16 protein-coding genes and 1 pseudogene are annotated in these 21,776 nt (G+C 73.8%); 15 read left to right on the top strand and 2 right to left on the bottom strand.

The features are described from left to right. From ACFYPG_RS23965 to ACFYPG_RS23955, 3 genes and pseudogenes are all read left to right on the top strand, one after another. The coding region (locus tag ACFYPG_RS23965) for a hypothetical protein (RefSeq protein WP_387353924.1) at nucleotides 1–1,114 on the top strand (1,114 nt) is incomplete at its 5' end. 20 nt (nucleotides 1,115–1,134) lie between these two features. Then, nucleotides 1,135–1,798 (top strand): annotated as a pseudogene (locus ACFYPG_RS23960) (hypothetical protein); the annotation flags it as partial. 412 nt (nucleotides 1,799–2,210) lie between these two features. Further along, on the top strand, nucleotides 2,211–3,242 hold the full coding sequence (locus ACFYPG_RS23955) for an HAD-IIA family hydrolase (RefSeq protein WP_387353923.1): 1,032 nt from the start codon (nucleotides 2,211–2,213) through the stop codon (nucleotides 3,240–3,242). 12 nt (nucleotides 3,243–3,254) lie between these two features. Here the strand turns inward: ACFYPG_RS23955 and ACFYPG_RS23950 are convergent, their stop codons facing one another. After that, nucleotides 3,255–3,593, bottom strand: a complete 339-nt coding sequence (locus ACFYPG_RS23950; RefSeq protein WP_355008437.1) for an SCP2 sterol-binding domain-containing protein — start codon at nucleotides 3,591–3,593, stop codon at nucleotides 3,255–3,257. A 111-nt stretch (nucleotides 3,594–3,704) separates the two neighbouring features. On the opposite strand from ACFYPG_RS23950, the gene ACFYPG_RS23945 reads away from it, so the two are divergent. The 5 genes from ACFYPG_RS23945 (at nucleotide 3,705) to ACFYPG_RS23925 (ending at nucleotide 10,338) form a co-directional block, all read left to right on the top strand. Then, nucleotides 3,705–4,295, top strand: coding sequence for a hypothetical protein (locus ACFYPG_RS23945; protein WP_355008438.1), 591 nt, complete (start codon nucleotides 3,705–3,707; stop codon nucleotides 4,293–4,295). Next, a complete protein-coding gene (locus ACFYPG_RS23940; RefSeq protein WP_355008439.1) occupies nucleotides 4,292–4,567 on the top strand; it encodes a hypothetical protein in 276 nt (91 codons plus the stop codon). The genes ACFYPG_RS23945 and ACFYPG_RS23940 overlap by 4 nt, the downstream gene beginning before the upstream one ends. Nucleotides 4,568–4,605: 38 nt before the next feature. Beyond that, the gene (locus ACFYPG_RS23935; protein ID WP_387353922.1) at nucleotides 4,606–5,466 is read left to right on the top strand and encodes a TlyA family RNA methyltransferase; all 861 of its coding nucleotides are present in this window, start codon (nucleotides 4,606–4,608) and stop codon (nucleotides 5,464–5,466) included. Between the two features lie 109 nt (nucleotides 5,467–5,575). Next, nucleotides 5,576–6,460 carry an NAD kinase gene (locus ACFYPG_RS23930; RefSeq protein WP_355008441.1) on the top strand — a complete coding sequence of 295 codons (885 nt, stop codon included), beginning with the start codon at nucleotides 5,576–5,578 and terminating at the stop codon, nucleotides 6,458–6,460. Between the two features lie 158 nt (nucleotides 6,461–6,618). Continuing rightward, entirely contained in the window at nucleotides 6,619–10,338 is a 3,720-nt protein-coding gene (locus ACFYPG_RS23925; RefSeq protein WP_387353921.1) for a S8 family serine peptidase, read from the top strand. Between the two features lie 80 nt (nucleotides 10,339–10,418). On the opposite strand, the gene ACFYPG_RS23920 is transcribed toward ACFYPG_RS23925, so the two are convergent. Continuing rightward, a complete protein-coding gene (locus ACFYPG_RS23920; RefSeq protein ID WP_355008443.1) occupies nucleotides 10,419–11,438 on the bottom strand; it encodes a helix-turn-helix domain-containing protein in 1,020 nt (339 codons plus the stop codon). 89 nt (nucleotides 11,439–11,527) lie between these two features. On the opposite strand from ACFYPG_RS23920, the gene recN reads away from it, so the two are divergent. The 7 genes from recN to ACFYPG_RS23885 all read left to right on the top strand — a co-directional run bounded on the left by recN (nucleotide 11,528) and on the right by ACFYPG_RS23885 (nucleotide 21,756). After that, the gene (gene recN / locus ACFYPG_RS23915; protein WP_357262904.1) at nucleotides 11,528–13,285 is read left to right on the top strand and encodes a DNA repair protein RecN; all 1,758 of its coding nucleotides are present in this window, start codon (nucleotides 11,528–11,530) and stop codon (nucleotides 13,283–13,285) included. A 119-nt stretch (nucleotides 13,286–13,404) separates the two neighbouring features. Continuing rightward, entirely contained in the window at nucleotides 13,405–14,583 is a 1,179-nt protein-coding gene (steA, locus tag ACFYPG_RS23910) for a putative cytokinetic ring protein SteA (RefSeq protein WP_355008444.1), read from the top strand. 27 nt (nucleotides 14,584–14,610) lie between these two features. After that, nucleotides 14,611–15,555 (top strand): copper transporter, encoded by a 945-nt coding sequence (locus ACFYPG_RS23905; RefSeq protein ID WP_355008445.1) that lies wholly within the window; start codon nucleotides 14,611–14,613, stop codon nucleotides 15,553–15,555. A gap of 67 nt (nucleotides 15,556–15,622) precedes the next feature. Continuing rightward, nucleotides 15,623–16,489: a hypothetical protein gene (locus ACFYPG_RS23900; RefSeq protein ID WP_355008446.1), complete on the top strand. Its 867-nt coding sequence runs from the start codon at nucleotides 15,623–15,625 to the stop codon at nucleotides 16,487–16,489. Nucleotide 16,490: 1 nt separating this feature from the next. After that, complete coding sequence (gene murJ, locus ACFYPG_RS23895; RefSeq protein ID WP_387353920.1) at nucleotides 16,491–18,176, top strand: murein biosynthesis integral membrane protein MurJ; 1,686 nt, start codon at nucleotides 16,491–16,493, stop codon at nucleotides 18,174–18,176. Further along, nucleotides 18,173–19,342, top strand: coding sequence for a glycosyltransferase family 4 protein (locus tag ACFYPG_RS23890; protein WP_387353919.1), 1,170 nt, complete (start codon nucleotides 18,173–18,175; stop codon nucleotides 19,340–19,342). Before murJ ends, ACFYPG_RS23890 begins: the two co-directional genes overlap by 4 nt. Next, on the top strand, nucleotides 19,342–21,756 hold the full coding sequence (locus ACFYPG_RS23885) for a hypothetical protein (protein WP_387353947.1): 2,415 nt from the start codon (nucleotides 19,342–19,344) through the stop codon (nucleotides 21,754–21,756). Before ACFYPG_RS23890 ends, ACFYPG_RS23885 begins: the two co-directional genes overlap by 1 nt. Nucleotides 21,757–21,776: the final 20 nt, after the last annotated feature.

Here is a 21,776-nt window from a genome sequence, read left to right as displayed (position 1 = left end):
GACCGCGACGGTTCGCGCTCGGGCCCGCCGCGTGAGGGTGGCTTCCGTGGCGGCGACCGCGAGGGTGGCTTCCGCGGCGGTGACCGTCGCGAAGGTGGCTTCCGCGGTGGTGACCGCGACGGTTCGCGCTCGGGCCCGCCGCGTGAGGGTGGCTTCCGTGGCGGCGACCGCGAGGGTGGCTTCCGCGGCGGTGACCGTCGCGAAGGCGGCTTCCGCGGTGGTGACCGCGACGGTGGTTTCCGTGGTGGTGACCGCCGTGAGGGCGGTTTCCGTGGCGGTGACCGTGATGGTTCGCGCTCGGGTGCTCCCCGTGAGGGTGGTTTCCGGGGCGGTGACCGCGACGGTGGTTTCCGTGGTGGTGACCGCCGTGAGGGTGGCTTCCGGGGCGGTGACCGTGACACTTCGCGTTCCAGTGCTCCCCGTGAGGGTGGCTTCCGGGGCGGCGACCGTGACGGCTCGCGTTCCAGTGCTCCCCGTGAGGGTGGCTTCCGGGGCGGCGACCGTGACGGCTCGCGTTCCAGTGCTCCCCGTGAAGGCGGTTTCCGCGGTGGTGACCGCGACGGTGGTTTCCGTGGTGGTGACCGCCGTGAGGGCGGTTACCAGGGTGGTGACCGCACTCGCTCCGGCCCGCCGCGCGAAGGTGGCTTCCGTGGCGGCGACCGTGAAGGTGGCTTCCGTGGCGGCGACCGCGAAGGTGGCTTCCGTGGCGGCGACCGCCGTGAGGGCGGCTTCCGTGGCGGCGACCGGGACGGTTCGCGCTCGGACGCTCCCCGTGAGGGTGGCTTCCGTGGCGGTGACCGTCGCGAAGGTGGCTTCCGGGGCGGGGACCGTGATGGTTCGCGCTCAGGCGCCCCGCGTGAGGGTGGTTTCCGGGGCGGCGACCGTGAGGGTGGCTTCCGTGGCGGCGACCGCGAGGGCGGCTACCGGGGCGGCGAGCGTACCGGGGGTTTCCGGTCCGACGAGCGGCCGCGTCGCGAGGGGGAGTTCCGTCGCGATGACCGCGTGGGTGGCTCCGAGCCGTCCGAGGGCGGGCGTAGCTCGGCCCCGGCACTGCCGGACGACATTGTCGCGACCGACCTCGACAAGGACGTCCGCGCTGAGCTGCTCTCGCTGAACAAGCCGGTCGCCGAGACGGTGGCCCGGCACCTGGTCGCCACTGGGCAGCTGATCGACGAGAACCCGGCCGAGGCGTTGGCGCACGCGCTGGCCGCCCGGCGGCTCGCGTCGCGCATCTCCGCTGTCCGTGAGGCGGTCGGTCTGGCCGCGTACCGGGCGGGAGAGTGGCAGTCGGCGATCGCCGAGCTGCGCACGTACCACCGGATGAGCGGACTGCAGAGCCACCTGGCCGTGCTCGCGGACTGCGAGCGGGCTCTCGGCCGGCCGGAGCGGGCCATTGACCTGTTCCGTGGCGCGGACCGGGAGAAGCTGGACCAGGCCGTGGCGATCGAACTGCTGATCGTCGCCGCCGGCGCGCGTGGTGACCTCGGGCAGAAGGACGCCGCGGTCGCGATGCTCCAGGTTCCGGACCTCACCAACGAGGCCACCGTGCCGTGGACGGCCCGACTGCGGTACGCCTACGCCGACGCGCTGCTCGCTGTGGGTCGGCGCGAGGAGGCCCGCGAATGGTTCTCCCGCGCGGCCGACGTGGACACCGAGGGCGAGACCGACGCCGCCGAGCGGCTGCTCGAACTCGACGGCGTGGTCATCGAGGGTGACGAAGAGGACGAGGCCGCCGAGGAGATCGCCGCAGGCCCGGGCGCTCCCGGCGCGGTGCCGGCCCGACCCGACGCCGACCTGGCCGACGACACGAACGACGACGATGTCGACGACGACGATGTCGACGACGACGATGACGACGATGTCGACGATGTCGACGACGACGATGTCGACGATGTCGACGACGACGATGACGACGATGTCGACGACGACGATGACGACGATGTCGACGATGTCGACGACGATGACGACGATGACGACGACGATGACGAGGACTTCGACGACGACGAGGAGGACGACGCTGTCGGCCGCCCCGCTGACGACGAAGGCTTCGACGACGAGGACGAGGACCGTCACCGCACCGAGAGCGGCAACGCCGACGCGGCCACCACTGGCGACAGTGGCGTGACGGACCGTGACGCGGCGACCGGCGACGCGGCGAACGCCGACGGGACCGTGCCGGCCCGGGACGACGAGTCGGGGTCGACGCAGCGGTGAGCGCGGGCGTGGGGGAACGGCTGGTCGACGGGTACACCCTGGTCGTCTTCGACCTGGACGGCGTGATCTACCTGATCGACCGGCCGATCCCCGGCGCCGTCGACGCGGTGGCCCGGCTGCACGCCGAGGGACGGGCGGTGGCGTACGCCACCAACAACGCGTCGCGCCGGTCCAGCGAGGTTGCGGACCTGCTGACCGGGATGGGCGTGCCGGCCCGACCGGAGGAGGTCCTCACCTCCGCTGCCGCCTCGGCCGAGTTGCTGCGTGACCGGCTGCCCGCCGGCGCGTCGGTGCTGGTGGTCGGCGCGGAGGCGCTGCGCGCGGAGCTGCGCGCGGTCGGCCTGAACCCGGTCACCCAGGCCGATGAGAAGCCGGCGGCGGTGGTGCAGGGGTACGGCCCGCAGGTCGGTTGGGCCGAGCTGGCCGAAGCGTCGCTGGCGGTGCGGGCGGGTGCGATCTGGATCGCCACCAACACCGATCGGACCCTGCCCAGTGGGCGGGGACCGCTGCCCGGCAACGGGTCGCTGGTCGCCGTGCTGCGTACCGCACTGGAGCGAGACCCCGACGTGGTGGTCGGCAAGCCGGAGCCGGCGCTGTTCGAGACCGCTGCCCGGCGCAGTGGCGGTGGGCGGAGCCTGGTGGTGGGTGACCGGCTGGACACCGACATCGAGGGTGCCCGCCGGGCCGGGCTGGACAGCCTGCTCGTGCTCACGGGCGTGCACGGCGTACCGGAGCTGCTGGCCGCCGAGCCGCGGCAACGTCCCACGTACGTCGCGAAAGACCTGGCGGGGCTCTTCGACCCGGCTGCCGCCGTGCGGGTCCCGGGCCCGGCGGACGCTGGCGGCTGGTCGGTGACCGATCGGGACGGCACGCTGGAACTGGCCGGGGCCGGTCGGCCGCTGGACGCCCTCGCGGCGCTCTGCGCGGTGGCCTGGTCGGCGTCGGTGCCGGCGCTGCCGAAGATCCGTCCGGTGGGCTCGGACGCGGCCCACGCGGTGGAGAGTTTCGGTCTGACCGCGGCGGCGTGAGCCGGGCGGTCGTCAGAGCAGTTTGCGCAGCTTGAGCAGGTCGAACGGGTTGGCTTTGATCGACACCCGGCGGGAGGTCACCGCGCCGGTGACGTCCAGGTCGCCACGGACCAGGGCGAGCAGGTCGTCGCTGGACGTGCTCAGCGCGATCTTGGCCTTGGGGTCGTCGCCGTCGGTCAGCTCGACCAGTCGGCCGCCGGTGATCCGGCCGTGGAACGCGGTGTCAAGGTCGGTGATCCGGCAGGCCAGCGTCCGGTCCAGGTCGATCCGTTCGCGCACGGTCTCGGCGTTGCGATCCAACCGGGCGGCCAGCTCCTGCAACGCCTGCCGGCACTCGTCCACGCTGGCCACATCTCCCCCTCGGTGATCGCCACGCCGTCCTCGGCACCGTACCGCACGGGTCGGTCGGGGGTGCCCGGTAGCGTGACACCTGCACACCCCGCCCCGTGGAAGGACTCAGGCATGCAGGACGCGTGGCGCGCCTACCTCGAGCTGGCCATGGGCCTTACGGAGGCGCCCCGGAAGAAGGCCCAGGACGTGGCACGTCGCCTCGTCGGCTCCGGCGGCGCGACCGCCGCCCAACTCCAGGCCCTCGGCGAGGAACTGGTCACCACCGGCGCCGCCAACCGGGAGGCGCTGACCAAGCTGGTCCGCTTCGAGGTCGACCGGGCCCTCGGCGCGGTCGGTCTGGCCACCGCCGACGAGGTGGCCGAGCTGACCCGGCGGGTGCACGATCTGGAGCGGCAGCTGCGGGAGGCACGGTCCACCGAGCCGGCCGGAGCGCCGACCGCCGGCCCCACGCCACAACCCGACCCGACCGTGGCCGCGAAACCCGGCACCGGTCTCGTGCCGTCCGACGCCTCGGCCGGCGCCCCGGTCTCCGCGCCGGTGGCGAAGAAGGCCGTCGCGAAGAAGGCGGTAGCCAAGAAGGCCATCGCCAAGAAGGCGCCGGCGACCGTCAGCCGGACGGCCGATGAGGACATCCCGACGCCGGCTGTGATGCCCGCCAAGAAGGCGGCGATTCGCAGGCAGCGGCCGGACGACGCCGAATGACCCGGCCCGGACCGCCGCCCGGCGGGTCGTTCCCGGCCCGGCCCGGTCCGCCGGCTGGCGGGTCGTTCCCGGCCCGCCCGGGCCCGCCGGTGGGTGCCCGCCCCGGACCGCCGCTGGATCTCGGGGACGACGAGGCACGGCATCCGGCGGTGGACGCCGCCGTGCGGGCCATCGCCAACGCGGCGACGCTCGCTCCCGCCGACCAGATCGCCCAGTACGAGGCGGCCTACGAGACGCTGCGGGAAACCCTCGCCACCATCGACCAGACCTGAGCGGGACGACCAGGCCTGAGCAGACCGGAGAACCACCCATGGCACGTCGTAACCGGCTGGACGCCGAACTCGTCCGCCGCGGTCTGGCCCGCTCCCGTGAGCAGGCCGCCGCGTTGGTGGAGGCCGGCCGGGTCCAGCTGCGGGGCGTGGTCGCCCGCAAGGCGGCCGCGATGGTCGACCCCGCCGACCCGCTCCTGGTCACCGGTGCGGACCCGGCTGAGGAGTACGTCTCCCGAGGCGGGCACAAGCTTGCCGGCGCGCTGGCCGCGTTCGCCCCCGGTGGGCTGCACGTGGCCGGGCGGCGTTGCCTGGACGCGGGAGCGTCGACCGGTGGGTTCACCGACGTGCTGCTGCGCGCCGACGCGGCCGAGGTGGTGGCCGTGGACGTCGGCTACGGGCAGCTCGCCTGGCCACTGCGTACGAACGAGCGGGTCCGCGTCCTGGAGCGCACGAATGTCCGTACCCTCGATGCGGACGCGATCGGCGGCCAGGTCGATCTCGCGGTGGCCGACCTGTCGTTCATCTCGCTGCGACTGGTGCTGCCGGCGCTGGCCGGCTGCACCCGCGACGACGGTGACCTGGCACTGATGGTCAAGCCGCAGTTCGAGGTCGGCAAGGACCGGGTCGGTGCCGGCGGTGTGGTCCGCGATCCGGAGCTGCGCGCCGAAGCGGTGCTGGACGTGGCGGCGGCGGCCGCACGGCTCGGCCTCGGGCTGGCCGACGTGGCGGCCAGCCCGCTGCCCGGGCCCAGCGGCAACGTCGAGTTCTTCGTATGGTTGCGCCGGGGCGCACCAGCGGCCGACCCGGAGCGGGTGCGGGCCGTGGTGGCGGCCGGGCCGGACGGCTCGACGACGGCCGGCGCGGTGCCGGACGTGGCGGCGGAGGAGGTCGCAGGGTGAACGCGCGCAGTGAGGGTGGCGCAGTGGGCCGGGCGGTGACACGCGGCCGGGCCGAGGTGTCGGCGCCGGTGACGCGACGCGGCCCGGTTCGGCGTGGGCGGGTGGCCCGATGAGCCGGACCGCGCTGCTGGTGACCCACACCGGTCGTCGGCGCAGCACGGAGCACGCCCGGTCGGTCGCCGCCGACCTGATCGACGCCGGTTTCGAGGTACGGGTGGTCGCCGACGAGGCCGAGGACCTCGACCTGCCGGGCGTGGTGCCGGTCGGCGGCCCGCAGGCCGCCGAGGGCGCCGAGATCGTCTTCGCGCTCGGTGGGGACGGCACCTTCCTGCGCGCCGCCGAGCTGGCCCGACCCGCGAAGGCGCCGCTGCTCGGCATCAACCTCGGCAAGGTGGGCTTCCTGGCGGAGGCGGAGATCGACGACCTGGACGTCGCGGTGCGCGACGTCGTGAGTCGCAACTACACGGTCGACGAGCGGCTGACCCTGGATGTCACGGCCGAGTTCGACGGTGGGCCGACCATCGAGTCCTGGGCGCTGAACGAGATCAGCATCGAGAAGGGCGAGCGGGCCCAGATGCTGGAGCTGCTCGTCGACGTGGACGGCCGGCCGCTGTCGCGGTACGGCTGCGACGGTGTCGTCTGCGCCACCCCCACCGGTTCCACCGCGTACGCGTTCTCCGGTGGTGGCCCGGTGGTCTGGCCGGAGGTGGAGGCGTTGCTGCTGGTGCCGATCAGCGCGCACGCGTTGTTCAGCCGCCCGCTGGTGACGGCTCCGACGTCCACCTTCGTGATCACGGTCGACCCGTTCACGACCCTCGCCGTGCTCTCCTGCGACGGGCGTCGGGTCTACGACCTGCCGCCCGGCGCGCGGGTGACGGTGCGTCGGGGTGCCCTGCCGGTGCGCATCGTGCGGCTGCGCCCCCGTCCGTTCACCGACCGGCTGGTGGCCAAGTTCGGTCTGCCAGTGCACGGTTGGCGTGGCAGCCGCCGGTGACGGTGGTGCACACGGTCGGTGGATGTCAGTTGTCCACCTGACGACATGTCGCCGCTGCGGCGGCCGGCGACTAGTGACCTGGCGACACGCTCCGACGCAGACTCCGATCGGCCCTCATCTACGGATGGCGGGCCTGGAGGAGTAGAGGAGCCCATCGCATGCACTGGTCCCCACGCTGGCTCGCCGTCGGCGCGGTCGGCGCGTTGGTGGTCGGCGTCGCCGCACCGGCGTCCGCCGACCCGCCCGCCCGGCCCACCGGCCCGACGTCGGGCACGCCCGCCCAGCACGCACCCGTCCGCATCACTCTGATCACCGGCGACCAGGTCGACCTGGTGCAGGCGGCACCCGGTCGGGTCGCCGCCACCGTCCACCCCGGCCCGGGGCGCGACCGGATCGCCTTCCAGACTGTCGAGGCCGACGGCGGGTTGCGGGTGCTGCCCAGCGACGTGATGCCGTACCTCTCCGCGGGGGTGCTCGACCCCGACCTGTTCGACGTGCAGGAGTTGGCGGCCGACGGGTACGGCGACGCCGCGCAGGGCGCGTTGCCGCTGATCGTCCGCTATCAGGAGCCGGCCGCCGGACGGGTCCGGCCGCTGGCCGGCGCGACCGACGCCCGGCCGTTGGAGAGCATCAACGGCGCGGCGCTGCGGGTCGGCAAGGATGACCTGGGTGGCTTGTGGACGTCGCTGCGCGGTGCGCCCGGGCAGCGGGTGACAGCCGGTTCGCCGGCCCGGCTCGGGGCCGGTGTCGCGCGGATCTGGCTGGACGGGAAGGTCCGCCCGACGCTGGAGCACAGCGTGCCGCAGATCGGCGCTCCGATCGCCTGGGCCGCCGGCCGCGACGGTGCCGGCGTGAAGGTGGCGGTGCTCGACACCGGCGTCGACGCCACCCACCCCGACCTGGCCGGTCGGGTCGCCGAGGCGCAGGACTTCTCCGGCAGTGGCAGCGCCCGCGACGGGCACGGCCACGGCACCCACGTGGCCGCCACCATCGCGGGCAGCGGGGCGGCGTCCGACGGGTTGCGCAAGGGCGTGGCCCCGGGTGCGCGGTTGCTGGTCGGCAAGGTGCTCGACGACGGTGGCTCCGGCTACAGCTCGTCGATCATCGCGGGCATGGAGTGGGCCGCCCACTCCGGCGCGAAGGTGGTCAGCATGAGCCTCGGTGGTGACCCGACCGACGGCACCGACCCGATGAGCCAGGCGGTGAACGACCTGACCGCTGAGACCGGCGCGCTGTTCGTGGTCGCCGCCGGCAACTCGGGTGCCGCGCGGACCGTCGGTGCGCCCGGCGCGGCCGCGGCGGCGCTGACCGTCGGCGCTGTGGACCGTGCCGACGAGCTGGCGGACTTCTCCAGCCGGGGTCCGCGCCTCGGCGACAACGGCCTGAAGCCTGAGATCACCGCGCCGGGCGTGGGCATCGTCGCCGCCCGGGCCGCCGGCACCGCCATGGGTACGCCGGTGGACGACGCGTACACGACCGCGTCCGGCACCTCGATGGCCACTCCGCACGTGGCCGGGGCGGCGGCGATCCTCGCCCAGGAACACCCCGACTGGTCCGCCGCGAAGCTCAAGGACGCGCTGGTCAGCACCACGAAGGCGAACCCGGCGTTGACCGTTTTCGAGCAGGGCGCCGGTCGGGTCGAATTGGCCCGCGCGCTCGGCCAGCGGGTGTACGGCTCCGGCACCGCTGACTTCGGCCGGCTCAGCACCGGTGGCGTGCCGGTCGAGCGGACCGTGACGTACACCAACGGTGGCACGGCCCCGCAGACCCTGCGGTTGGCCCTGGAGCTGCGCAACCTGGACACCCGTGCGGCCGAGACCGACGGGGTCACGGTCGGCGGCGTCGAGGTGACGGTGCCGGCCGGCGGCAGCGTCGCCGTGCCGTTGCGGGCGGACCCGGCGAAGCTGGACCGGGGTGTGCACAGCGGGTGGGTGGTGGCCACCGGCGCGGACGGCGTCGCGGTGCGCACCGCTGTCGCGCTCACCCTCAGCGGTCCGCTGCACACCGTGACCGTGCGGGCGCTGGACATGCAGGGTCAGCCGGGTCTCGCGTCGGTGCTCACCCTCTTCGGTGAGCAGCCCGAATCCGACTGGCTCGGGTGGGTCGGCGGCGAGGTGCAACTCCAGGTCGAGGAGGGCCCCTACCTGGTCCAGGCGTTGATCGAGCACGGTGCCCCGCTGGACGAGCAGATCACCCTGGTCACCGACCCGGAGCTGCTCGTCGACCGGGACCTCACAGTGGTCCTCGACCCGCGCAAGGGCACCCCGGTGCGGATCGAGACGCCGAAACCCTCTGAGCAGCGCTCGACGATCAGTTTCTACGAGCACCGGGTCTTCGGCAACGGCCGGCAGGTCGACCACGGTGTGATGACCTTCAGCACCATCCAGCAGGTCAACGTCACCCCGACCCGTGCGGTGCGCCAGGGCGAGTTCGAGTTCGCGTCGCGCTGGCAGTTGGTCGCGCCGATGGTGGACGCGACGATCAGCGGGGTGTCCGGTCCGTTGGACATCAACCTGATGGGCTACTCGCCGGCGACGGCCGAGCGGCGCAAGCTGCCGCTGGTCTGGGCCGGCACCGGTACCCCCGCCGAGCTGACCCGGGTACGTGGTGCCGCGGCGCTGCTCACCAGCACCCCGGACGCTTCGGAGGAGGAGCAGATCGCGGCGGCGGCTGCCGCTGGCGCGAAGGTGGCGCTGATCGTCCGCCCGGCCGACCAGAGCGCGTGGACGTCGTGGACCCCGTTGGGTGACCGGCTGCCGATCCCGTCGATGGCGGTGGCGTACGACGACGGGCAGAAGATCATCGCGGCGGTCCGGAAGCGTCACACGACGCTGGACCTGACGTTGACGGTGGACAGTCCGTACCTGTACGACGTGTGGCAGGTCTCGAAGGGCCGGGTCCCGGAGCGGATCCTGCACAAGGTCACCGACCGCAACACCGCCGAGGTGACCAGCCACTACGGGAACGTCGGCGGGGACTGGGCCAGCGAGCAGCGGTTCGGGTGGCGTCCGTGGCAGGACACCGCGTGGAACGACAACCAGCGGCTGGTCCGTACCGGCACCACCCGACGGGAGTTCGTCAGCTCCGGCGACAACTGGTGGCAGCAACGGGTGCTGCACAAGATCATGTTCATGCAGTGGGGGCAGCTGACGGGTGGTCTGACCCAGCAGCCGCGGCGTTACGCCGCCGACGACCGGGTGACCGAGACCTGGCACGCGCCGGTGCTCCGCCCGGCCGTGCCGGCCCGCGGTGCGCCGGTGCCCACCCGTACTGGTGACAACCTGGAGTTGCGGGTGCCCGAGTTCGTCGACGCCGAGGGGCACTACAGCGTGGCCGGCGAGAGTGAGGAGTCGGACACCGTCACGGCCCGGGTCAGCCGCAACGGGCAGCAGATCGCGGACCTCTCCGAGGGTTGGGCGTCGGTGCCCACGACCGCCGGGGCGGCCCGGTACCGCCTGGACGTGACCACCCAGCGGTCCTCGGTCGAGTGGCGTTACGGCACGCGGACCGACACGGCCTGGGAGTTCACCTCGGCCCGACCGGCGGGTGACGCCGCCGCGCCGTTGTCGCTGCTCCAGGTGGACTACCGGGTGCCGGCCGACCTGCGCGGCACGGTCCGCGGCAACCGGCCGCACCAGCTCGGGCTGACCCTGCGGCAGCCGACCGGGGCGTCGAGGCCGACCGGTGCCAGCGTCCGGGTGCAGGTCTCCTTCGACGGGGGCGTCACCTGGCGCAACGCGCCGACCACGGGGTCGGGCACCCGGTACACCGCTACCGTGCCGGCGGGGCGCGGAACGGTGTCGCTGCGGGTGCGTGCCGCCGACCGGGCCGGGAACACCGTCGACCAGACGGTGCTCCAGGCGTACGGGCTGCGGTGATCGGGCGGGGCGGGGCGGCCTGGCCGTCCCGCCCTGCCGGTCGAGGGTCCGCCGTCGGTCGACGGCGGACCCTTTTCGCGTCAGAGCCAGCCGCGTCGGGCCACCTGGAACGCCAACCCGGGCCGGGTGTCCACGCCGGCGGCGGCCATCAGGTCGGCGATGCGCCGTTGCACTGTCCGCCGGCTCACCCCAAGCTGGGAGGCGATGGACTTGTCCGGTACGCCCGCCACGAACAGCGACAGCAGCCGGGCCTCGTCGGCGTCGGGTTGGTAACCGTCGCCCGGCTGGTCCGCGGGCTCCGGCCGTCGAGGCTCGGGGGCCGCGACGGCGAGGGGGTCGTCGAGGCGCAGCCGGGTGGCGACCCGCCAGTGGCTCTCGAAGAGGGCGAGCAGCGCGTCGAGCAGTTGACTGCGACCGATCACGGCGGCGCTCGGTTCGCCGCCGTCGCGGTCGGGCACCAACGGGCAGATGGCGGTGCGGGCGTCCACGATGGCCAGTCGGACCGGCAGCCGGTCCAGGACGCGGGCCTGCTCCCCGGCGGCGACCCCCTTGGCCAGGTCGGCCAACGCGCCCGGTTCCAGCAGCAGGTCACGCTCGTAGATGGCCCGGTAGCTCACCCCACGGGCCAGCGCGTCGAACTCCTCGACGTTCTCCGGGCCGGCCATGGCGAGGGGATTGGCCCGGCAGAACCAGAGCACCTCGGTACGCGCCGAGTTCTGCAGGTCACGCAGACGGTCCCGAAGGACCCGGGCGCCGGTGATCACCTCGACCAGATGGTCGACGTGGTGTCGGCGCAGCCCGGAGCGGTACTCCTCAGCCAGTTGGGTGACCAGTCGGCGGGCCGACTCCAGATCCTCCTGACGCCGCAGCAGCGTCGCGCCGAGGGCGACGTCCGGGGCGGTCGGTCGCAGCGGGGCGTCCGGGTCGGTGTCGCTGCGCTGCACGAGGCCCTTGCCGCGCAGTGCCTCGACCTGGGCGGCGACCTGCTCCCGGGGTCGGTGCAAACGATGGGCCAACTCGTCGATGCGGGCCGTGGTGAGCTGGAGCAGGCAGCGGTAGAGCTCCTCCTCAGCCGAGGTCAGGCCGATCACGTCCAACACGGGGCAGAACTGTACGTCGGCCGGGTACGGGCCCGACCCGGGCCCGTCGGCTGGTCAACTGTCGTGCCTCGCGTCTACTGTCGGTGGCTGTGCTGGAAGAGCTGCGCATCACCGGACTGGGCGTCATCGAGGACACCACGCTGCCGTTGACCGGCGGCATGAACGTCATCACCGGCGAGACCGGTGCGGGCAAGACCATGGTGGTCACCGGCCTCGGCCTGCTCTTCGGCGGTCGGGCCGACGCCGGGCGGGTCCGCGCCCAACCCGGTCGTGCGGTGGTGGAGGGGCGGCTGCGGCTGCACGGGCGGGTCGCCGACGCCGTGCACGCGCGGATCGTCGAGGCCGGCGGCGACCCGGACGAGGACGGCTCGGTGCTGCTGAGCCGTACGGTGACGGTGGAGGGGCGCTCGCGCGCCCACGTCGGTGGCCGGAGCATGCCGGTGTCGATGCTCGGTGAGGTCGGCGAGCAGGCGGTCGCCGTGCACGGCCAGTCCGACCAGTTGCGGTTGCTACGCCCGGCCGAGCAGCGGGCCGCACTGGACCGGTTCGCCGGCCCGGCGCACGAGAAGCTGCTCGACGCGCTGCGCGAGGCGTACACGGGGTGGCGTCGGGTGGTCGACGACCTGGCCGACCGTCGGCGCAACGCCCGCGAGCGCAACCAGGAGGCCGACCTGCTGCGGTTGGGCCTCGACGAGATCACCCGGGTCGACCCACAGCCGGGTGAGGACGACGAGCTGAAGACCGAGGCGCAGCGGCTGGAGCACGCCGAGGGTCTGCGGACGGCCGCGCAGATCGCCCAGCAGTGTGTGGCCGGTGGCGCGGAGGCGGCCGAGGAGACCCCGGACGCGGCGGCGTTGCTCGGCACCGCCCGGCGGACCCTGGAGGCGCAGTCCGGCACCGATCCGGCGCTCGGTGAGCTGGCGGCCCGCCTGGAGGAGGCGGCCACCCTGGTCACCGACGTGTCCGCTGAGCTGTCGGCGTACCTGGCGACGCTGGACGCGGACCCGGCCCGGTTGCAGCACGTCTATGAGCGGCGGGCGGCGCTGCGCGCGTTGACCCGCAAGTACGCCGACGACGTCGACGGGGTGATCGCCTGGGCCGATCGGGCGCGCACCCGACTGTCCGATCTGGACATGTCCGACGACGTGCTCGACGAGTTGGAGCGGGAGGGCCAGCGGCTCGCCGTGGAGGTGGCCGATCTCGCCGGGCGGGTGTCCACCTCCCGGCAGGAGGCGGCGGTCCGCTTCGCCGACCAGGTCACCGTCGAGCTGGCCGGGCTGGCCATGCCGCACGCGCGGATCGAGGTGGCGGTGCTGCCGCGTCCGGCCGGGCGTGCCGAGCCGACGCTTGCGGTCAACGGCGTCGAGGTGGGTGTCACGCCGGACGGCGGTGACGAGGTGGAGCTGCGGTTGCTGGCCCACCCTGGGGCGCCGTCGTTGCCGTTGCAGCGCGGGGCCTCCGGGGGTGAGTTGTCCCGGGTGATGCTCGCCATCGAGGTCGTGTTCGCCGGCTCCGGTGGCCCGCCCACGTTGGTCTTTGACGAGGTCGACGCGGGGGTCGGCGGGCAGGCGGCGGTGGAGATCGGCCGTCGTTTGGCGCGGTTGGCCCGTAGCCACCAGGTGCTGGTGGTCACGCACCTGCCGCAGGTGGCCGCGTTCGCTGACCGGCACCTGGTGGTGGCGAAGGACACCGGCGGCGCGGTGACGACCAGCGGGGTGCGCGTGGTGGAGGACACCGAGCGGGCGCGGGAGTTGGCGCGCATGCTGGCGGGTTTGCCCGATTCGGATCTGGGTATCGCCCATGCCGAGGAGCTTCTGGCAGTGGCCGCCAAGGAAAGGCGGTTGTGACGCCGCGTATTGTGAGCGCAAGCACACCGGCTTGTGCCGGTGTGTGCTTCCCTGGGTAGGCGGCCCTGCTCAGGCATGTCGCGACAGAAAAGCCTGCCTCACATGCCAGGATGGTCACGATGCGTCTACCCACGTTGCGCCGGAACCGGAACGCCGAACCGGGCAGAGTCCTCGGCACCGCGCGCCTTGATCGCCGGACGAAACGCCTGGTCGGTCGGCTGCGCCCCGGTGACATCGCGGTCATCGACCACGTCGACCTGGACCGGGTGGCGGCCGACTCGCTCGTCGCCGTCGGGGTCGCGGCGGTGCTCAACGCCAAGCCCTCGGTCTCCGGTCGTTACCCGAACCTGGGCCCGGAGGTGCTGATCGCCGCCGGCATTCCGCTCCTCGACGACCTGGGGGAGGGCGTCTTCGAGCGCATCCGCGAGGGCGACCAGGTGCGCATCGAGGGCAACACGGTCTTCGCCGGTGACGAGCCGGTGGCCCACGGCAGCCTTCAGGACGCTGAGTCGGTCGGCAAGGCGATGGCGGACGCCCGGGAGGGTCTGTCGGTGCAGTTGGAGGCGTTCGCCGCCAACACGATGGACTACCTGCGTCAGGAACGCGACCTGCTGCTCGATGGTGTCGGTGTGCCGGACATCGAGACCCAGATGCAGGGTCGGCACTGCCTGATCGTGGTGCGCGGCTACGACTACAAGGCCGACCTGGATGTGCTTCGCCCGTACATCCGGGAGTTCAAGCCGGTGCTCATCGGCGTCGACGGCGGCGCGGACGCGCTGGTTGAGGCCGGCTACACCCCCGACGTGATTATCGGGGACATGGATTCGGTCACCGACGACGTGCTGCGCTGCGGCGCCGAGGTGATCGTGCACGCGTACCCGGACGGGCGCGCGCCGGGCCTGCCCCGGGTCAACGGCCTCGGTGTGCCGGCCATCACATTCCCGGCCGCGGCGACCAGCGAGGACCTGGCCATGTTGCTGGCCGACGAGAAGGGCGCCTCGCTGCTGGTCGCGGTCGGCACCCACGCCACGCTCGTCGAGTTCCTCGACAAGGGCCGCGGCGGGATGGCCTCGACCTTCCTGACCCGGCTGAAGGTCGGCGGCAAGCTGGTCGACGCCAAGGGTGTGAGCCGGCTCTACCGGCAGAGCATCTCCGGGTCCTCGCTGCTGTTGCTCGTGCTGTCGGCGATCGCGGCGATGGCGTCCGCGGTGGCTGTCTCGACCGTCGGGAAGGCGTACCTCGGCGTGGTCGCCGAGTGGTGGGACAATTTCGTGTTCCAGCTGTACCGGCTCTTCTAGTTCCCGACCGATCAAGAGGCTGCAAGCGTGATCAACTTCCGCTACCACGTGGTGTCCCTCACCGCGGTCTTCCTGGCTCTGGCGATCGGCCTGGTGGTCGGCACAGCCGCCCTCAACGGTCCGGTCGCCGACTCGCTCAAGGAGCAGGTCACCGGGCTGCGCAAGGACAACCAGCAGTTGCGTCAGCAGGTCAACAGCATGGAGAAGCAGCTCGGTCTGGAAGAGGAGTTCGCCGAGGAGATCTCCCAGGTCTTCCTGCCCGGCACCCTCACCGGGCGCCGGGTCGTGGTGCTCGGCCTGCCCAACGGGCGCAACCACACCGAGGGCGTGCTCAAGAAGCTCCAGCAGGCCGGCGCCACCATCACCGGTCAGGTCGACCTGCAGGACAAGTTCATCAACCCGGACAACAACTCCAACCTGTTGGAGTTGGCCGTCACCGCGGCCCGCCCGACCGCGCAGACCACTGGCCTGCCGGGCAACGGGCACGGCGTGGAGACCTCCAGCGCGTTGCTGGCAAGCGTCCTGCTGGACCGGTCCCAGGGCGTCACACCGGTCAGCGACGCCGACCGGCGGGCAGTGCTCGCCGCCTACAACAACGCCGGTTACCTGACCACCGACAGCAACAAGGTGACCGCCTCGGCGGAGGCCGTCGTCGTGGTCAGCGGCCAGCCGTACGTCGACAAGGACTCCGACAAGCGGGACGAGTCGGTCGTCAAGGTCGCGGAGCAGTTCGACCGGACCGGTGCGATAGTGGTGGCCGGCAACGGCTCCGCCGGTGGCAACCTGGTTTCCGTGGTCCGCGGTGACCCGGTGCTCTCCCAGACCATCTCCACCGTCGACAACGCCAACACCGTGCAGGGCCAACTGGTCACCAGCCTCGCACTGGTGCAGCAGCTCACCGAGAAGAAGGCCGGCCAGTACGGCGTCGGCGACAACGCCGCCTCCGGCCTGTTGCCTAGACTGCCCCAGTGAGCGAACGACGTACCCCCGTGTCCGGATCCGACCAGGTGACGCGTGACCGAGCCGGCGAGGTGGCGGCGTGAGCGCCCTGGGTCGGCTGTTGATCGCCGGTGCGGGTGCCGCGGCGGCCCGCTACGCGCTGCGTGAGGCGCGCACCTCGCCGGCCGGGCCCGCGTTGGAACGCACCAACTTCCGTGGCCGCACGGTGAGCCTGGCCGCCGGGCCGGCGCTCGCCGCCGGCGCTGCCGCCGCCGGCGCGTTCGGTGCCACCGGCGGCGCCGCCGGTGGGGCCGCCCTGGTCGCCGGTCTCGGCGCGGGCGGTGTCGGCCTGTACGACGACGTCGTCGGCGCGCGGCCGGAGCAGAAGGCGGCCAAGGGTTTCGCCGGGCACCTCGCCGCGCTGCGCGAGGGGCGGGTCACCGCCGGTCTGGTCAAGGTCGTCGGGGTGGGCGCCGTCGGGCTGGGCGCCGCCGCGCTGCTCGCCGCCGATCCCCGGGTCGCGGCGCACCCGCGCCGGCAGCGGCACGGTGCGTTCGGCCGGGGCGTCGACGTGCTGCTTGGCGCCGGTGTGATCGCCGGCACTGCCAACCTGCTCAACCTGCTCGACCTGCGGCCGGGCCGCGCCCTCAAGTCCGGGCTGTTGCTCGCCGCGCCGCTGACCGGCGGCCCGCAGGGCGGGATCGCCGCAGGGGCGGCCGGCGCTGCCGCCGGTCTGCTCCGCGACGACCTGGCCGAGGACGTGATGCTGGGCGACAGTGGCGCGAACGCGCTCGGGGCGGTGCTCGGCGTCGCGCTCGCCGCCCGGACCGGCCCGCTCGGCCGGGCCGGTCTGCTCGCGGTCCTGGCCGGGCTCACCGCCGCCAGCGAGAAGGTCAGCTTCACGGCGGTGATCCAGCGGACCCCGGGGCTGCGCGAACTCGACGCACTGGGCCGACGCGCCGACTGACGTGACCAGACCGGCACCCCTCGCCGGCGCCGGCCGGCTGGCCGGGGCAGCCGCGCTCATCGCCGTCCTCACCGTGGCCAGCAGACTCGCCGGCTTCGGCCGTACCGCCGTGTTCACCTGGGTGGTCGAGCAGAGCGACCTCGGCGGCATGTACGTCATCGCCAACACGGTGCCGAACATCGTCTTCGAGATCGTCGCGGGCGGGGCGTTGGCCAGCCTGGTCGTGCCACTGCTGGCCGGGGCGGTCGCGGCCGAGGACCGGCGGACGGTGGCGGCGACCACCGGCGCCCTGCTCACCTGGACGGTGAGCCTGCTGGTTCCCCTCGCCGTGCTCGTCGTCCTGTTCGCCGACCCGATCATCTCGCTGATCAGCGAGGGACGATCGGCGGCGGAACTCGCCGCCGGCGCCCGGATGCTGCGCGTGTTCGCCCCGCAGTTGCCGCTTTACGGGATCGGCATCGTACTCACCGGCGTCCTCCAGGCACACCGACGTTTCGCCTGGCCGGTCATCGCGCCGCTGCTGTCCAGCCTCACCGTGGTCGTCGTCTACGTGGCCTTCGGCGCCGCGCAGGGGCGGGGCGTGTCCGTGGCCCAGGTCGGCCGCAGCGGCGAACTGCTCCTCTCCGGCGGCACCACCCTGGGCGTGGTCGTGCTGTCGCTGTCGCTGCTGATCCCGCTGCGGCGGTTGCGGCTACGGCCCCGCTTCGGGTACGCCTTCACCGCTGACGCGCGGGCGCGGATCGGCGGGCTCGCCACGGCCGGGGCGGTGACGGTGGCCGCGCAGCAGATCGCGCTCCTGGTGGTCCTGAACCGGGTCTCCGGGGGTCCTACCGGCTCGCCACAGGTGTTCAACCTGGCCCAGGCGATCTACCTGCTGCCGTGGGCGGTCCTCGCCGTGCCGTTGGCGGTGGCGTCCTATCCCACGCTGGCCACCGCCAGCGCGGCCGGTGACGAGGACGGTTATCGGCGCACCCTCTCCGGCACGGTGCGGGGTGTGCTGCTCTTCAGCTGCCTGGGCGTCGCCGCGTTGATCGGTACGGCGCAGCCGATCGCCGCCCTCTTCTACCCGGACAATCCGGCGTCCACCGCGGCGGCCATCAGCGGGTTCGCGCCGGGACTGCTCGGCTACGGCTTGTTCGCAGTGCTGTCCCGCGCGCTGTACGCACGCGGCGACACCCGCTCGGCGACGGTGGCGATCACCCTCGGCTGGCTGGTCGTTCCGGCTGTGGCGCTGCCGTTGACGGTGCTGCTCCCCACCGCCGACCGGGTGCTCGCGGTGACGTCCGCGAACTCGGTGGGGATGCTGGTGCTGGGCGCCCTGCTGCTCCTGGCGGTGCGGCGCAGCGCCGGCCGTCCCGCTCTCGCGGGCGCGGCACGGGCCGCAGCGGCCGGCGGTCTCGCCGGTGTGCTCGCCGGGCTCGCCGGGCTGGGTCTCAGCCGTTGGCTCGACCAGTCGGACGGCGGCACCCCGACGACGGCGGCGGCGTTCGGTCAGGGCATGCTGTCCGGGGTTCTGGTTGGGGTTGTGTTCCTCGCCGTGGTCTGGTTCGTCGACCGGCGGGACGTACAGCCACTGCTCGCCGGGGTGCTGCGGCGTCTGGGCCGGCGGGGGCCGTCCGGCGGTGCGCCGACACCGGGCGCGGGCTCCGCGCAGCGGGGCGACGGGAAGGAGACGGCGACGCGATGACTGAGCCAACTCTGCCCGCCGGCTGGTCGGGCACCGTCGCGTTGGTGCTCGCGTCCAGCACCGGCGGGGTCGGCCAGCACGTCCGTTCGGTGGCCCGTGGCCTCGTCGCGGGCGGCACCACAGTCCTGGTCTGCGGGCCAGCCGCCACTCAGGAGCAGTTCGACTTCACCGGTGTCGGTGCCCGGTTCGAGGCGGTGGAGATCCCGGCGAGCCCGACTCCGTCCGACGCGCGGGCGGTGCTCGCGCTGCGTCGGGTGCTCGCCGACGCCACTGTCGACGTGGTCCACGCGCACGGCCTGCGGGCCGGGTTGGTCGCCGTGCTGGCCCGGCCGACCGCCCCGCTGATCGTCACCTGGCACAACGCGGTGCTCGCCGGGGGACTGCGGGGCGGGGTGTCCCGGCTCGTCGAACGGGTGGTCGCCCGGGGCGTGCGGGTGGCCCTCGGTGCCTCCGCGGACCTGGTGCGACGGGCCGCCGAGGTGGGTGCCGCCGACGCCCGGCTCGCCCCGGTCGCCGCGCCGACGCTGCCCGCGCCGCGTCGACGCCCGGCGGCGGTACGCGCCGAGTTCGGCGTCCGCCCGGACCAGCCGTTGATCGTCTCGGTTGGTCGGTTGCACCCGCAGAAGCGTTACGACGTGCTGATCGACGCGGCGGCCCGCTGGCGTACGCGTACCCCGCCGCCGGTCGTGGTGATCGCGGGCAGCGGGCCGGCGTATCTGCCGCTCGCGGCGCGGACCTCCGCCGCCCGCGCCCCGGTGACCCTGCTGGGGCACCGCACCGACGTGGCCGACCTGCTCGCCGGCGCCGACCTGGCGGTGGTGACCAGCGACTGGGAGGCGCGGCAACTTTTCGCCCAGGAGGCGTTGCGCGCCGGCGTGCCACTGGTGGCCACCGCTGTCGGCGGGCTCCCGGATCTGGTCGGCGACGCCGCCACGCTGGTCCCCGCCGGCGACGTGGACGCCCTCGACGCGGCCGTACGCGCGTTGCTGGACGATCCGGCGGCGCGGGCGGAGTTGGGCCGGCGCGGGACCGAACGGGCGGCGACGTGGCCGACCGAGGCGGACACCGTCGCTTCGCTTGCCGCCCTCTACGCCGAGCTGGCCGGGAACCCCGGCGGTCCGGCGGCCGCCCCGGGCTCCGACGCCCCGAGAACGGGACACCGGTGATGTTGCGCCGAATCGCCCCCGCCCTGTTGACAGTGCTCGTGGTGGCGCTGGGCGTCACCGCGCTCGCCGCCCGCCCACCCCAGGGCGCCCCGCAACGGACCGCCGACTTCGTGGTGCTCGCCGGGGTCGCCGGGCTGCGCTGGGACGACGTGGATCCGCAGAGCACCCCGACGCTGTGGCGGATGGCCCAGGACGGCTCGATCGGCTCCCTGTCGGTGCGTTCCGCGCACCGGCCCACCTGCCCGGTGGACGGCTGGTTGACCCTGGGCGCGGGCAGCTTCGCCGCGTGGAACGGCAGCCGGTCGGTCGACGGTTGCCCGTCGGCGGCGGTGACTGTGGAACAACCCGACGGCATCGGCGCGAACCTGCCCGACCAGGAGAGCGTGGTCCAGTACAACCAGCAGCGGCTGCCCTGGGGCGCCCTGCCCGGCTCGTTGTCGGAGTCGGTGCGGTGCTCCGTCGCCGTCGGCCCGGGCGCGGCAGTGGCCGCCGCCCGACCGTACGGCCGTGTCGACCGGTACGCCTCGGGGCTGCCGGCCGACCCGCGGCCGCTGCTCGGCTCGTGTGTGCTGAGCATCGTCGACCTCGGCACTGTCAAGGGGGCCGACCCGGCCACCCGCGCCGAGGAGGCCCGCGCGGCGGACGCCGAGTTGGCCAGGGTGCTGGCGGCGCGACCCCCACGGTCGTTGGTGCTGGTCGCGGGGATCTCCGACACCACCCAGCCGGCGCGGCTGCACGTGGCGGTCGCCGACGGGCCGGGCTGGGAGCGGGGGTGGCTCACCTCGGCCAGCACCGGCCGGGACGGGTACCTGCAACTTGTCGACCTCGCGCCGACCGCCCTCGCCGCGTTGGGCCGGCCCATGCCGGAGCGGCTCTTCCTCGGCCGTCCGGCGATCAGCACCGGCGGTCGTCCCGCTGATCTGACCGAGGCCATCAACGCGCCGGCGAACGCCGACCGGGAGGCGGCCTCCCAGCGTTCCGTCTCCGGGGTGTTCTTCACGCTGCTCGCCGGGGTGCAGGTGCTGCTGGCCGTCGCGATCCTGCCGTTGCTGCGCCGGGCCCGTCCGCACGCCGGCCCGGCCGGTCCGACGCCCGTCTCCGGGCGGATCGTGGCGGTGATGGAGCTGCTGCTGGTCGCCGCAGCGTTGACGGTGCCGGCGGCGCTGCTGACCGACGCGGTCCCCTGGTGGCGCGGTGAGCACCCCGGGTGGATCTTCGCCGGGGTGACCGCGCTGCTGGTGGCCGCCGGCACCGCGGCGGTGCGGTTCGCCCCCGGGTACGCGAACACCCTCGGGCCGCTGGGAGCGGTGGCCGGCCTCACCACGCTCGTGGTCGGGCTGGACGTGCTCACCGGGGCCCGCCTGCAGCTCAACGGTGTGGTCGGCTACTCCGCGTTGCAGGGCGGCCGGTACGCCGGGCTGAGCACTGTGGGGCTGGGAGTGTTCCTCGCCGGTGCGCTGGTCACCGGCGGCTGGTTCGCGCAGCGGGTGCACCGGGGCTGGCGGCCGGCGGTGATGGTGGCGGTGGGTGGCCTCGCCGTGGTGGTGGTCGGCAGCCCGTATCTGGGCGCCGACCCGGTCGGCGCGATCGCGCTCACCGCCGGGGTGAGCGTCGCCGCCGTGATCAGCGCCGGTGGCTGGTTGACGGTCAGCCGGCTGGCCTGGGCCACCATGGCGGCGCTGGCGGTCGGTATCGGGTTCGCGGTGGTGGACCTGCGGCGTCCGGCCGCGGAGCGGGGCAGCCTGGGCCGGTTCCTCTCCGCGCTCGGTGACGGCACCGGCGGGTTCGCCGTGCACCGCTCCAGCACGGAAAACTTCGAGACGTTGGTCAACAGCCCGCTGACGGTGCTGGCGCTGGCCGCCGGGTTGCTGGTGTGGTTCGCCCTGTTGCAGCCGTGGGGTGGGCTGATGCGGTTGTTCGGCATCTACCCGGCGGTCCGGGCCGCGCTGGCCGGCACCGTGGTCGCCGCGGTGCTCGGTGGTGTGCTCGACGGCGCGGCCCTGGACGTGATGGGTGCTGCCGCCGCCCTGGTGGTGCCGATGGCGGCCCTGGCGTCGCTACGGGTGCTCGGGCACGCCGCGGACCGGACCCGCCCGGTAGCGGCCCGCTCCCGCGCCAACGGCGCCGACGACGACTCGGGGTCCGGCGGGGTCGGCCCGGCCGGTGGCGGTGACGGTCCGACCGGCGGCGGGGGACCGCTGGGTGCCGTGCACCCCCGTCCGATCGCCGGCCCGCCCCCGGGCGCACCGGCGACGGCCGCCCGACCGGTGTCGGACCCTGCGGGCGAGCGCCGGGGGGACGCCGACGAACCGGCCGAGCCGACGGCGAGCCTGTCGACGCCGGACGCCGCGCCGACGGTGCCCGTGCCGCCCCGGCAGGTCCCCCGGTCATCGACGGAGGTTGCCGCGTCCTGAGCGCCGGACCTCGTCCGGAT

Source organism: Micromonospora sp. NPDC005553 (genome assembly GCF_042871765.1).
Lineage (GTDB): Bacteria > Actinomycetota > Actinomycetes > Mycobacteriales > Micromonosporaceae > Micromonospora.
This window is presented reverse-complemented; position numbering and strand designations above follow the sequence as displayed.